Raw genomic sequence first — 12,930 nt, 5'->3', positions numbered from 1 at the left:
GACGATAGCAAGCTGGTTAAGAAAAATCATGCACTCTTGCCGGAAGGACACGCTTGGAGAGAAATTCGATCTGGGATTTCATCTCGTCAAGTGCAATGCCTTTTTCCTTTAGCGCTTCTCTGACCGCAACCACTTCGGCTTGCAGATCCTTGCTCTTTTGATAATAAAGAAACGCGCCAACAGCAACCACCGCCAGGAGAATCCCTAGCAACATGGCCAGGATGACGACAAGCGTAAGTTTCGATTCAACGGCTGGCGCCTCTACGACAACTTCAGGCTCTTCGTTTTGATTTTTCACGGTGTTGTCCTTTGACTATCCGTCGTGCATTGAAGCTCCAATACTCGTTCACAACCAGATATAACGTATTCCAAAGGTAATACTTTAGCAATCCCGATAAAAACCTTGAAAAGGCAAGGAAATTTATATCAACCCGAACAGCCTTATTCCAGTAGCGCTTTTTCAACAGCCGCCGGATCGGCAAGACGCGCCCAGGGCTCCATCAGCACCAGCCAGAGCAGTTTTTCAAATTCAAGGGCAAAGCGTTCGGCGATAGCCTCGGGATCGTCAACCATGTTTTTGTCGGTAATCAACCCGAACTGAACCTGGCCATCGTAGGAGAGGATGCTGACACCGATGCCGATACTGCCCGATTGCGGAACCCAGAACATCTGCTGCTTGAGTTTGACCCCGGCCATATAGCGCGCCTGCTGCGGCCCCGGAACATTAGTCATCACCGCAGTGGCTTTGCTGGCCAGCAGGTCGAGTACCTGCTGCTGCAGAAAGCCGGGCGCCATCCCGGCCAGGCTGAGAATGCTGTAAGTCACCGATGCCTGATAGGAGCCCTTGAGCGCCTCCATCCGCTCACGTGTGGCATACAAGCGAGCCAGCGGATTCTCGATACCCACCGGCAATTCGAGAGCAACCAGGCCGAAACGGTTACCCAGGCTTTCTTCGCTGTCAGCCGCCCTCAGATTCACCGGCACCAGGGCACGAATCTCGACTCCGTCCACGGCATCGCCTTTGCCCACCAGATAGCCACGTAATGCACCAGCCACTGCGGAAAGCAGCATGTCGTTGACCGAACAGCCAAGAACCCGGCCAACAGCCTTGACCTGAGGCAGAGGAATCGGTTCGGACCACGCCACGCGCTTGACGGTGCCAGGCTTGCCCTTGAAGCGTGTCGTACTATCGTTGGGCATCATCGCCAGTTTGCCAACCTCAGCGGCAATCGCGCCAGCAACGCTGGCATAGTCAAGGAGTGTACCCGGATCGTTACGCAGTCCCTGGTATTGCCCCCACAGCTTGCCGCCAACATGGATCGAAGCGAGTAGCAGGTCGGTAACCGGCTCGGCAATGCTGGTCCAGAAGAAGTTTTCCGCTTCGCTCTCTTTTTCGGCTCCAGGATCACTGCCTGAAGGCAGTTCCAGCCCGCCTTGTTCTGGAGCATCGGGTTTGTCATCCGTCAATGAATTGAGCACACCGACGAGCGCGATACCGTCAGCAATGGCGTGATGGATGCGAACGACTACGGCAGAGTTACCATCGGCAGTTTCAACGAGTTGATATTCCCAGCGTGGCCGAGAAGGGTTGAGTGGCTCGCTGGCCATCTTGGCGACAAACTTTTCCAGTTCAAGCTTGCCGCAGGGGGATGGAAGAAGCGACTGCCGAATGTGCGCGTCGATGTCGAAGTTCTCGTCGTCGACCCACCAGGCTCCATCAGAATTCTGTTCGGCGATTTGACGGAAACGTGGATAACGCAACAGCATCCGCTTGCTGACGGTACGCTTGAAGCGCTCCGGATCCAGGCGTCCCTCAAAAATCATCACGCCAATGATCTGCATCAAATTGGCTGGCCGATCCATGCGCAACCATGCCGTATCAACGCTGGCGATACGTTCCCGGGATGTCATCGCAGGTACTCCGAACAAAAGACCTGCTCGCATGATAGCAAGCTCAGGCGCAACCTATCCAATCAAAATGGCAAGCAGAAAGTGCTGCGACGCAAGAAATCATGCGTTGGCGGCCAGCCAGCATTCGAGATCATTCAGCGAAGATTCAAGTGCCGCTGCGGTCGAAACAAGATCCGGGCAGCACTTATCGGACAGCAGCGAACGGCTGTGATCACGAAGGATTGAAATATCAAGGTGAATACCATGGCGCGCGAAGATCGGTTTGAGTTCGTGGCGACGCCGGTAGAGATCGGTGCGCGTGCGCTGGTAGGCATGCTCGCACAAGCGGATACGACTGCGGTAGCTGAAAACATTGGTAAAAAACATATCCGCATCGTCTCGCGCCGGCTCAAACAGCACGACATCCGAACCTTCGTAGTCATGCCGGTAACGATCCATTCCGGTTCGCATGCGGGAGTGGATGATGGCACGGAAGGTTTGCGACAAAACGACCGGCAGACCTCCATCCACCAGATGCACCGGTGTGCGCACACCATGATCCCGATGCAGGTGCCTGGCCGCCAGTTCGGAATCGAAAGGCACCAGCGGGTTGATGCAAATCACCAGATCGGCCCCCTCACGCAAGGCTACAGAAGCGTGCAGCGTCTTGATCAAGGCGCCATCGACGAAATAATGACCACCAATCTTTACTGGTGGAAACAATCCGGGCAAAGCGGCGCTGGCCTGGACGGCCAGTGAGATCGGCACATCATCGTGGCCGGCCCCGCCAAAAGCCACAGACTCGCCCGAGTCAAGATCGGTCGCAACAAGAAAGAGCTTGTGCTTTAGTTGACGAAAATCATTGCTTCGCCCTGCGGTCGAAAACAATTTTCGCAGCAACTCATCAATACCGGCATTATCAAAAACACCCGCGGGAAGCGCGTAACTCAGACGCTGAAATGACTCGAACAGACCGAGATGCCATGGATCGGAAAGATAATGCCGGAAAGATGACCAAAACAGGGGAGGCAATGAGAGCACACGCTTAAAGTACTCGCCAAAAGCAGGGCGCAAAAGCATCTCCGCATCGAATACCTCATCAGTGTCGTTCTCAACCAACATGCGAGCCAAGGTTTCCGGCCTTAAACCATTGACCAAGGCGGCGGCGATAAAACCACCCGAACTGACCCCCACGTAATAATCAAACTCATTGAAATCCGCCCCCTCAAGCGCTTCAGAGAGTGCAGCCATAGCACCAACCTCATAGATCCCGCCGACCGGGCCACCGCCAGCTAGCGCCAAACCGACCTTCGAACGTAATGCTCCGGCGGCCATCTATCCTCTCCCGCAATGACAGGGTAAATCTCTTCTCTCGCTAACCTCTTTATTTACCGTCATTCCGGGCTTGACCCGGAATGACGGCTACCCATCAGATTCACAGTGACTGACTACTAGTTACTTGCACCCGCAATATTCTTCAGTACATCCGCCGGCGTGACAGCCGCCACAACCGGCTTGGCAACGGGCTTCTTGACCGCAGGTTTAGCTACCGGCTTAGCTACCGGCTTGGCAGCGGGTTTCGCAACGGCCTTGACTGCCGGTTTGGCTACAGGCTTCGACACCGCCTTGGCTTCCGCCAACCCCTGGACAACCGCCGTCAACTCGACAACGCGCTTGGAAAGTTTGTCTATATCCTTTTTGCTCGGCACACCGAGACTGCCAAGCGAACGTGCGACGCGGTCTTCAAACACCTGCTCAAGCCGATCCCACGTTCCGGCGGCTTTTCCGGCCACGACAGCAATCTTCTCATCAGTCATCTTGCGCGTCCGTGCCTGAATGGCCTCACCTTCACGAACCAGCGCATCAAACACCTTGCCGCCCTCTTCCTGCGCCTTGGCAAAAGCGCCAAGCCCTGCCAGCCAGATTTGTTGTGCTGAATCTTTAACCGTGAGAGCAAGTTGGTTTTCGGTCAAACCACCTGCCAGTGCTTTTAGTTTCTTGCCCATTTCGATCTCCTTTACGTAAGCCATAAGAAAGGTCGGCAAGTATTATTCCTTGCCCCTTAATGCCATTGTAGAGACAATAAATAGAGGGGGCATACTAATAGGCTAGGCATAACATTCTAAAATCAATGCTATGAACGCACGCAACCGAGGAGAAGTTGATGAACTATTTTGTGACCGGTGCCACCGGATTTATCGGCAAACGGCTCGTTGCCAAACTCCTCGCACGACCCGGCAGCGTGGTTTATTTCCTCGTACGCAGTGTTGAACTGCCACGCATCAGTGAATTCCGTGGGTCCTGGGGTGTCGACGAAACCCGCGCTATCCCCATCGTCGGCGATCTCACCCAGCCTAATCTTGGTGTATCCAGGACGGAAATTCGCCAGATGAAGGGCAAGATCACGCACTTCTTTCACCTCGCCGCGATTTATGACCTCAAGGCCAGCGCGGAGGATCAACAACATGCCAACGTCGACGGAACACGCAACACGGTCTGCCTGGCCGAAGCCATTGCGGTAAAGCATTTTCACCTGGTCAGCTCGATTGCCTCGGCGGGGCTGTTTGATGGGCTTTTCCGCGAGGACATGTTCGAGGAAGCCGAAAACCTCGAAAACCCCTACTTCCGCACCAAACATGATTCCGAAGCCATTGTGCGCAAAGAGTGCAAGGTCCCTTGGCGCATCTTCCGTCCCGGCATTGTCGTCGGCGACTCGCGCACGGGCGAGATGGACAAGATCGACGGCCCGTACTACTTTTTCAAGCTGATCCAGAAGATGCGCAAGCTGCTGCCGAGCTGGATGCCGACCATCGGTATCGAAGGCGGGCGTATCAATGTCGTTCCGGTCGATTTCGTCGTAGCCGCGATGGACCACATCGCACACTTGAAGAATGAGGACGGCAAGTGCTTCCATCTGACCGACCCGAGTCCGATGCGTGTCGGCGACCTGCTCAACAGCTTTGCCCGCGCTGCCCACGCACCGCAAATGACCATGCGCATCAATGCCGCGATCTTTGGTTTCATTCCACGCCACATACGCAAGGCGCTGTTTGCACTGACGCCGATTCGCCGTATCCGCAACGCGGTGATGAAGGATCTCGGCCTCCCCGACAGCATTTTCGAGTTCGTCAATTACCCGACCCGTTTTGATTGCCGCGAAACCCAGCGCGCACTCAAAGGCACCGACATTGCCGTGCCGCCACTCGACACCTATGCCTGGCGCCTGTGGGACTACTGGGAACGCCACCTTGATCCGGATCTGTTCATTGATCTAACCTTGCGCGGCCAGGTTGAAGGCAAGGTTGTGCTGGTCACCGGCGGCTCGTCGGGCATCGGAAAAGCCACCATCCGCAAGATTGCCGAGGCCGGCGCCATCGCCGTGACCATTGCGCGCGACGCCGAACAACTGGAAGAAACACGCCTTGAATTCGAAGCGGCCGGACTGAAGTTGATCACCCACGTTGTCGACCTCGCCTCGAAAGAACAATGCGACGCTTTCGTCAAGATCATCAACGAGCAGCAGGGCGGCGTCGATATTCTGGTCAACAATGCCGGACGTTCCATCCGTCGCGGCATAGAAAACTCGTTTGATCGTTTCCACGACTTCGAACGCACCATGGAGCTCAATTACTTTGGTGCGCTTCGCCTGACCATGGGCTTGCTTCCCGGAATGTTGAAGAAGAAAAAAGGGCATGTGGTCAACATTTCATCGATCGGTGTGCTGACCAATGCACCGCGTTTCTCGGCTTATGTTGCCTCCAAGGCCGCCATGGATGCCTGGACGCGTTGTGCGGCTTCAGAGTTTGCCGACCGGCACATCGAGTTCACGACGATCAACATGCCGCTCGTAAAAACCCCGATGATCTCGCCGACCAAGCTCTATGAGCAGGTGCCGACACTCACCCCGGAAGAAGCCGCCGACCTCGTGGTCGAGGCCATCGTTCACAAGCCCGTGCGCATAGCCACCCGGATGGGCATCTTTGGCGCCCTGCTGCATTCACTGATGCCCAAGGTGGCGCAAATCATCATGAACACCAGCTTCCGCATGTTCCCCGACTCAAGTGCCGCCAGGAAGAGCAAAGAACCTGTTGAGCCGCAACCCCCATCGGCAGATCAGATCGCCTTTGCCCAGATGATGCGAGGCATGTATTTCTGAGCGCGTTAGTCAATACGACTCTTCGCTTGCCAAACCATCGGCTTGACCATTATCCAGGGTGAATTTGCTCTACCGCTAACCGATTGATTCCCGTCATTCCGGGCTTGACCCGGAATCCAGTAGTGCACCACTGGCTCTGCATTTCCTTTGCTCAGATTCCGGCCTTCGCCGGAATGACGGCTATCCATCAGTTTCACGGTGACTGACTACTAGGTCATTATCTCTTTGGCCTGGCCCACTACGCCGCAACCTGACCCACTAACCAGCACAGCTTCACGCACAGGTGAGCACTGGGGAAAATACTCGCCAAAAAAAAGAGAGGGCTGGCTTTTATTACTGGCATATGCCACATTACAACTTGCCACGAAAATTGATCAGGAGTTGTAATGGCTAGACCGATGATATGCCGCAAGGTGGCCTGTGACGTGACGGCGGTCTACTTCAAGCCGCAAGGCATTCCCATGCGCTATCTGGAAGAAATCGAACTGGAACTCGACGAGGTAGAAGCCTTGCGGCTGGCCGACATCGAAGACCTCTACCAGGCCGATGCCGCCGCCAGAATGGGCGTTTCCCGCCAGACCTTCGGCAACATCATTGCTCGCGCACACAAGAAAGTAGCCACCGCGCTTCTTGGCGGGATGGCACTGCGCATCGCCACTGCCGGCGAAAGCATCGAGCGCCTTGCCGCAACGAATGAAATTCAACCACCCTTACCAAAAGAGGAAACCCCATGAAACTCTGTATCCCCAGCAGTGAAGCAAACGGCCTTGAATCGACCTTCGAGCCGCACTTCCCGCAGGCGAAATATTTCGTCATCTTTGATACCGAGAGCCGCCTGCACACCTTGATTCCGGTACACGAAGACAGCGGTCAGGAAAACACCCCAATTGACGCCGTACTCTGCGGCAGCATCAACCGCATGACCTTGCGCAACCTGATCGACCGCGGCATTGATGTCTATGGCACTACGGCTACCGGCGTAACTGAAGCCATTGCCCAGTTCGAACGAGGCGAGCTTGAAGCCGTCGCCGTGGCACGCGGGCAAGGTTGCGGCGGCCATCAACACAAGGCAGATGACAAGGGCTGTGGCGGCCATGGCCACGAAAATCCGGATCACGAATGCTGCGGTGGCGGTGGCCATGGCCACGACAAAGCCGAGCATGAATGCTGTCACGGCGAGGGCCATGAGCACGGCGGTTGTGGCGGACAAGGCCATCGCCATCAGGGCGGATGTGCCAGCCAGGCCTGAACAGGAATGCCGCTTGATTCGTAGCCAAATTTCTCCGAATTGACGACCGGCAACGTATCAAAAATAAATCCATGAGCAATGCTCCAGGCTGTCCCGCTTACCGAGGAAATCACGATGAAAAACTGCACCTGCCAAGCTGAATCATTCGCCGTCACCGACAGCCCTGCCCGCCGCCAGTGGCTGATAGCGACTGCAGGATTAGGCGGTGCTATGGCGCTGACTGCCATCACCCCTTTCATCAGCAGCTTGCTGCCTTCCGAGCGAGCCAAGGCGGCAGGCGCTCCGGTAGAAGTGGATATCGACAAGCTCGCACCGGGCGAAATGATGGTTGTCGAATGGCGCGGCAAGCCGGTATGGATTCTGCACCGCACACCGGAAATGCTGGCGACCCTGAAAAAAACCGAACCGGAGCTGGCCGATCCAACCTCCGCCGTACTGCAACAGCCGGACTATGCGACCAACGAACATCGTTCGCAGAAGCCGGAATATTTTGTCGCGATCGGCATCTGTACTCACCTCGGTTGCTCGCCATCGAAGGCTTTCAACGTCGGCGACCCGACGCTGGGCAAGGATTGGCCCGGCGGCTTCCTCTGCCCCTGCCACGGGTCGACCTTCGATTTTGCCGGCCGCGTATTCAAGAACAAGCCAGCTCCGACCAACCTGGAAATCCCCCCGCACACTTACCTGACCGAAGGCCACCTGATCATTGGCAGCGACAAGAATGGCGCAGCGTAAGGCCATACAAGTGATGCAATAGTCGGGTATTGCATGGAGACCAAGTTGCGACGTCCCGGTGCTGTTCGCCGCGATGCGGCCAGCCATCCGTACGGCTCCTTTAATCGACTCCAAGGAAACCTCATACAAATCGCCGTCACCAGTCAGAATCGGAAAACTATCACCGAACACGCCGGAAAATACCCAAACTATCCCCTGTGATTTTTTACATCATGGCTGCACACCGCATGCATTGGCGTTCTACAGGGTGCATGCCCGCACAATGGCGTATTGATTGGCTGTCAGCCAATATTGCTTGCAGATCACCGATCAGAGCGGCTTCCAGCGATGACACCAACCGATCCACGAAATAAACATCCCGCTGGTTGGCAGCAGGGCCGCAAGCAGCAGACCCATGGCTAGAAGGGCTGCTCGGAACAAAGTAGCAGCCAAGACCAAAGGCGAATGCGCAGGCAGTCGTTATATTAGCGTTTAGCTATACGTTGCCATCATGCTCCCGACCCGTTAACATCAGTCGCTGCTTATAATAATTTTCTGCTCCTTGTGGATATCACCATAAACCGCATGCCATTTCACCTGAAACTACCCAGCCTATTCGCCTCCCGGCCCCGCCTCACCCTGGCTGCCTTTGTCATCATCGCTTTGATTGCGCTAGTCGGCATCCCTCGCCTGCTCGGCGAAAAGCTCGTCGTATTAACAGCGACTCAAGGTGAATTGACTCAATCCGTTGTCGCCAGCGGCAAGGTTCGCTCACCGCAACGCGTGGAGTTGACCAGCCAGATTACCGGCCGGGTGACACAGATTCCGGTGCGCGAGGGACATAAGGTTGATGCCGGACAATTGCTGATCCAGCTCGACCCGGCCGAGTTGAGTGCCGGTGTTGCCCAATCCAGCGCGGCCCTTGCCCAGAGCGAGACTCGTCTGGCACAAATGAAACAGCTTGCGCTGCCACTGGCGCTGCAATCACAGCGCCAGGCGGAAGCCAACAGAGTCCAGGCCAGGCAACATTTCGAGCGTAGCCGCGAGCTGGTCGCTCGCGGTTTCTACAGCAAAACCCAGCTTGACGATGCACAACGCAATCTGGACTTCACCGAAAGCCAATGGCAAGCCGCACAGTTGCAGGCGCGCAGCAACCAGGCTGGCGGCAGCGATTTCCGCCTGGCGCAAGTGGCCGTCGTGCAGTCCCGCGCGGGTCTGGAGTTGGCGCAAACTCGCCTGGCCTACGCCACAATCGCCGCGCCGGTCAGCGGCACCGTGCTGACCCGCAGCGTCGAACCCGGCGACACGGCACAGCCGGGCAAGGTGCTGATGACCATTTCCCCGGCCGGCGATACCGAACTGATCGCCCAGATCGACGAAAAAAATCTCCGGCTGCTCAGCCTTGGCCAGAAAGCGCTGGCCTCGGCCGATGCCTATCCCGGCGATCGTTTTCCCGCTGAAATCAACTTCATCAGCCCGGCTGTCGACCCGTTGCGTGGCTCGGTCGAAATTCGCTTGCGGGTGCCCGAACCGCCTGACTTTCTGCGCCAGGAAATGACCATCTCCATCGATATCGAAACCGCCCGGCGCGCCGACGCGGTGGTTGTTGCGGGCGAGGCCATACGCGATGCCGGCAGTGCGAAGCCCTGGGTTTTCGTTGTCCGCGACGGCCGCGCCCAACGCCAGGATGTCTTGCTCGGCGTGCGCAGTGATGGCAAGGTGGAAATCCTCAAGGGGATCGATGCCGGCGAACAACTCATACCGGCGAGTGCTTTATCGGTTCGCGAAGGCAACCGCGTTCGCGCCGTTGCCGGCTGAGAACATTCGGCTAACGGACATGGCTTTGCAAGGCGCCCACAATTTATGAAAGCCATGGCCGTTTCCCTCACCCCCGACCCCTCTCCCAGAGGGCGAGGGGAGGTTCGAGAGTCGCTCCCGCGACTTTTACGGTAACGATCCCTGCATGCATCCCTGGCTGCCCTTCGAGTGGATCGCCGCGACCCGTTTCCTGCGTGAAGGGCGGGCGCAGAGTCTGCTGATCATTGTCGGCGTCGGCGTCGGTGTATCGGTCATCGTTTTCATGTCGGCGCTGCTTTCCGGCCTGCAGTCCAATCTGATCCGGCGCACCTTGAGTTCACAATCGCACATCGTTGTTCTGCCGCAGGAGGAAGTGGCCCGCCAATTGCGCGATTCAGCGTTCGGCCCGCTGCTCCAGAAACAGGCGCAGCGGCTACGCTCGATCGACCAGTGGCAGCAGGTTCGCAACCGCCTGGTGCGAATGCCCGAAATTGCTGCGGTTTCCCCCGTGGCCTCCGGCCCGGCCTTCGCGGTACGCGGCGATGCCAACAAATCGGTGACGCTGATCGGCATCGAGCCCGAGCACTACATCCAGATCATCGCCCTCGACGAAAAAATCGTTTCCGGCCAACTGCGCCTGAATTCCGGCGAGGCGGTGCTGGGCATCGAACTGGCCAAGGATCTCGGTGCGGGGGTCGGCGACAAGGTGCGCATCAACACCGGAAATGACATCAACGACACGCTGACCATCACCGGCCTCTTCGACCTCGGCAACAAGGGCGTCAATGGGCGTAACGTTTATGTCGGTCTGCGCAGCGCGCAGACGCTGCTCGACCTGGTGGGCGGCGTGTCGAGCATCGACCTGAGCCTGCATGATATTTATGCCGCCGAAGCCGTCGCCTTGAAAATCGCCGGCGAAACCGGCCTGCAGGTCGATAGCTGGATAAAGACCAACGCCCAGTTCTTTTCGGCGCTGACCTCGCAACGGATTTCCAGCAATGTCATCCGTTTCTTCGTCGGCCTGTCGGTTGCATTCGGCATTGCCAGCGTGCTGGTGGTATCGGTCGTCCAGCGCTCAAAAGAGATCGGCATTCTGCGCGCGATGGGTGCAACCAGGGGCCAGATGCTGCGTATTTTCCTGCTTCAGGGCGGCATTGTCGGGCTGCTCGGTTCGCTGATCGGCTCGGCGCTGGCCTGGTTGTTTCTGGCACTCTGGCGGGCACTGGCGGTCAATCCTGATGGGACGCCGATGTTCATGATCACCGTCGAACCCGAATTGTTCGCCATCGCCGCCGCCGGCGCCAGCCTGGTCGGCATTCTGGCGGCACTGATTCCGGCCCGCCGCGCCGCACGCCTCGACCCGGTGGAAGCCATCCGTGGCTGAGTCCTTAATCCCGGTTCTACAACTGGATAACATCCACAAATCCTATGGCACCGGTTCGGCAGTGGAAGTCGAGGTTCTGCACGGCATCAGTCTGCAGTTGCAGCGCGGTGAATTCGCCGCGCTGATCGGCCCCTCCGGCTCCGGCAAAAGCACGCTGCTCAACCTGATTGGCTTACTCGACCGGCCCAGCCAGGGCCAGCTTCTGATCGACGGCGAGGCCACTGGCCGCCTCGACGACAGCGCACTCACCCGCCTGCGTGGACGCCGTATCGGCTTCGTTTTCCAGCATCACCACCTGATCCCGGCCTTCACCGCGCTGGAAAACGTGATGATGCCGCTGCTCGTCGAGCGCGGCCGGCCAGATGACGAGATGCGCGAGCGGGCTACAATGCTGCTCGAACAGGTTGGACTGAGCCCTCAGCGCAACAACAAGGCCAACCAGATGTCCGGAGGCCAGCAGCAGCGCGTCGCCATTGCCCGCGCGCTGACCATGCGTCCGTCACTGGTACTCGCCGATGAGCCGACGGGCAATCTCGACACCAAGTCGGCCGACAGCGTCTTTGCCCTGATGCGCGAGGTCAGCGCCAGCGACCAGACAACCTTCCTGATCGTCACCCATGATGCGCGATTGGCGGCACGCTGCGATAGGATCATCGAGTTGGTGGACGGGAGCATCGTTTCCGACACTCAGGCGCCAAAATTCTCGGGCATCTGAATGGATACAACCTCGCCGCGAGCCGTAGCAACGCCATCGACGAATACCGTTGAGTCGACAATCACCTTGCGGCCTTTTATTTCACGCACGCGTCCGCGGATTTCGATTTCTTTGCCGATGGGCGTCGCTTTAAGGTAACTGACCTGCAACGATCCGGTGACAAACCGGAAAGCAGGCAGAGTATCCATCTCGCGCCCCTCGGCACGATACATCGCTGCCGCGGCCGTCCCCGTGCTGTGACAGTCGATCAGTGATGCCAGCAGCCCCCCGTAAACGTACCCCGGAATGGCCGTATAAAATGATTCCGGAAGGTAACGTGTAACGGTCTCTTCGCCGTCCCAATAGGTCTTTATTTGATGCCCGTGTTCGTTCTGGCAGCCGCAGCCGTAGCAGTGGGCAAGGTTTTCCGGGTAGTATTCCTGAAAGGCTTTCATGTGAGACAGGCTCCTGACTGGCGCAAGACCAGTGTGATTTAAAACACCATACTACTAAGCCTGCCAATAACAGACCACTGTTGAAATTGACATAAATCCTTTGTTTTCAGCCAACGATCATTCACCATACCCAGACCATCAACAGATTGCGGGGTACCAGGGTGGAAGAGGGGGCCGCGAGGTGTGATGTTGGGCACTTTCATCCCAGTTCCAGTGCGTCTCCGTTGCCAAGGAACAAATCTGTCTGTGAGCCGTTCCGGGCTGTTCCCCGTTGTACTGGCAAGCCACTTTCCAGCATTTTTTCGACGGCCATGCGCCCGGTGCAGTGATTGCATGCCATTTTAGTAATTCCATAACGACCCAGAGCGTTGACGATCTGGTCGCGCTGGTTGTCCCAATCTTCCAGGGGTGAAAGGTGCAGCCCGCCATAGGTCGCATGGATACGTTCGCCTCCGGTGAAGGTCTGGCGGGCGTAATCAAGCAGGGTCAACACCCCGCCATGACCGCAGCCTGTAACCATGCTCAAGCCATGATTCTGCAACTTCAGATTTCTTCTGTTAGGACCCAATTGGTTTGGCACTTTTCACACCA

General features: G+C 57.2%; 14 protein-coding genes. 7 read left to right on the top strand and 7 right to left on the bottom strand.

What is annotated here, in order from left to right; translation table 11 throughout:
* Positions 1–16: 16 nt before the first annotated feature.
* The 4 genes from ACOYNV_RS21480 to ACOYNV_RS21465 form a co-directional block, all read right to left on the bottom strand.
* The gene (locus ACOYNV_RS21480) at positions 17–298 is read right to left on the bottom strand and encodes a hypothetical protein (RefSeq protein WP_422901854.1); all 282 of its coding nucleotides are present in this window, start codon (positions 296–298) and stop codon (positions 17–19) included.
* A 143-nt stretch (positions 299–441) separates the two neighbouring features.
* A complete protein-coding gene (locus tag ACOYNV_RS21475; RefSeq protein ID WP_422901853.1) occupies positions 442–1,911 on the bottom strand; it encodes a WS/DGAT/MGAT family O-acyltransferase in 1,470 nt (489 codons plus the stop codon).
* A gap of 99 nt (positions 1,912–2,010) precedes the next feature.
* Positions 2,011–3,225, bottom strand: a complete 1,215-nt coding sequence (locus ACOYNV_RS21470; protein ID WP_422901852.1) for a patatin-like phospholipase family protein — start codon at positions 3,223–3,225, stop codon at positions 2,011–2,013.
* 116 nt (positions 3,226–3,341) lie between these two features.
* Positions 3,342–3,935 (bottom strand): phasin family protein, encoded by a 594-nt coding sequence (locus ACOYNV_RS21465; RefSeq protein ID WP_422901851.1) that lies wholly within the window; start codon positions 3,933–3,935, stop codon positions 3,342–3,344.
* A gap of 119 nt (positions 3,936–4,054) precedes the next feature.
* Here ACOYNV_RS21465 and ACOYNV_RS21460 point away from each other — a divergent pair, with 119 nt between their 5' ends.
* The 3 genes from ACOYNV_RS21460 (at position 4,055) to ACOYNV_RS21450 (ending at position 7,295) form a co-directional block, all read left to right on the top strand.
* The gene (locus tag ACOYNV_RS21460; RefSeq protein ID WP_422901850.1) at positions 4,055–6,046 is read left to right on the top strand and encodes an SDR family oxidoreductase; all 1,992 of its coding nucleotides are present in this window, start codon (positions 4,055–4,057) and stop codon (positions 6,044–6,046) included.
* A gap of 386 nt (positions 6,047–6,432) precedes the next feature.
* The gene (locus ACOYNV_RS21455) at positions 6,433–6,780 is read left to right on the top strand and encodes a DUF134 domain-containing protein (RefSeq protein ID WP_422901849.1); all 348 of its coding nucleotides are present in this window, start codon (positions 6,433–6,435) and stop codon (positions 6,778–6,780) included.
* Complete coding sequence (locus tag ACOYNV_RS21450) at positions 6,777–7,295, top strand: NifB/NifX family molybdenum-iron cluster-binding protein (protein WP_422901848.1); 519 nt, start codon at positions 6,777–6,779, stop codon at positions 7,293–7,295. Before ACOYNV_RS21455 ends, ACOYNV_RS21450 begins: the two co-directional genes overlap by 4 nt.
* On the opposite strand, the gene ACOYNV_RS21445 is transcribed toward ACOYNV_RS21450, so the two are convergent.
* Entirely contained in the window at positions 7,268–7,522 is a 255-nt protein-coding gene (locus ACOYNV_RS21445; protein ID WP_422901847.1) for a hypothetical protein, read from the bottom strand. The two genes, ACOYNV_RS21450 and ACOYNV_RS21445, sit on opposite strands and share 28 nt — an antisense overlap.
* Between ACOYNV_RS21445 and petA the strand changes: the two genes are divergently transcribed.
* The 4 genes from petA to ACOYNV_RS21425 all read left to right on the top strand — a co-directional run bounded on the left by petA (position 7,506) and on the right by ACOYNV_RS21425 (position 11,905).
* Positions 7,506–8,030 (top strand): ubiquinol-cytochrome c reductase iron-sulfur subunit, encoded by a 525-nt coding sequence (petA, locus tag ACOYNV_RS21440; RefSeq protein ID WP_422901846.1) that lies wholly within the window; start codon positions 7,506–7,508, stop codon positions 8,028–8,030. The two genes, ACOYNV_RS21445 and petA, sit on opposite strands and share 17 nt — an antisense overlap.
* Positions 8,031–8,594: 564 nt before the next feature.
* Positions 8,595–9,827 (top strand): efflux RND transporter periplasmic adaptor subunit, encoded by a 1,233-nt coding sequence (locus ACOYNV_RS21435; RefSeq protein WP_422901845.1) that lies wholly within the window; start codon positions 8,595–8,597, stop codon positions 9,825–9,827.
* 145 nt (positions 9,828–9,972) lie between these two features.
* Positions 9,973–11,190: an ABC transporter permease gene (locus ACOYNV_RS21430; RefSeq protein ID WP_422901844.1), complete on the top strand. Its 1,218-nt coding sequence runs from the start codon at positions 9,973–9,975 to the stop codon at positions 11,188–11,190.
* Positions 11,183–11,905, top strand: a complete 723-nt coding sequence (locus tag ACOYNV_RS21425; RefSeq protein ID WP_422901843.1) for an ABC transporter ATP-binding protein — start codon at positions 11,183–11,185, stop codon at positions 11,903–11,905. The genes ACOYNV_RS21430 and ACOYNV_RS21425 overlap by 8 nt, the downstream gene beginning before the upstream one ends.
* On the opposite strand, the gene ACOYNV_RS21420 is transcribed toward ACOYNV_RS21425, so the two are convergent.
* Positions 11,878–12,339, bottom strand: a complete 462-nt coding sequence (locus tag ACOYNV_RS21420) for a PaaI family thioesterase (RefSeq protein WP_422901842.1) — start codon at positions 12,337–12,339, stop codon at positions 11,878–11,880. The two genes, ACOYNV_RS21425 and ACOYNV_RS21420, sit on opposite strands and share 28 nt — an antisense overlap.
* A 199-nt stretch (positions 12,340–12,538) precedes the next feature.
* Positions 12,539–12,865 carry a hypothetical protein gene (locus ACOYNV_RS21415; RefSeq protein ID WP_422901841.1) on the bottom strand — a complete coding sequence of 109 codons (327 nt, stop codon included), beginning with the start codon at positions 12,863–12,865 and terminating at the stop codon, positions 12,539–12,541.
* Positions 12,866–12,930: the final 65 nt, after the last annotated feature.

Origin of the sequence: Propionivibrio sp., assembly GCF_049316945.1 — a bacterium.
Lineage (GTDB): Bacteria > Pseudomonadota > Gammaproteobacteria > Burkholderiales > Rhodocyclaceae > Propionivibrio.
This window is presented reverse-complemented; position numbering and strand designations above follow the sequence as displayed.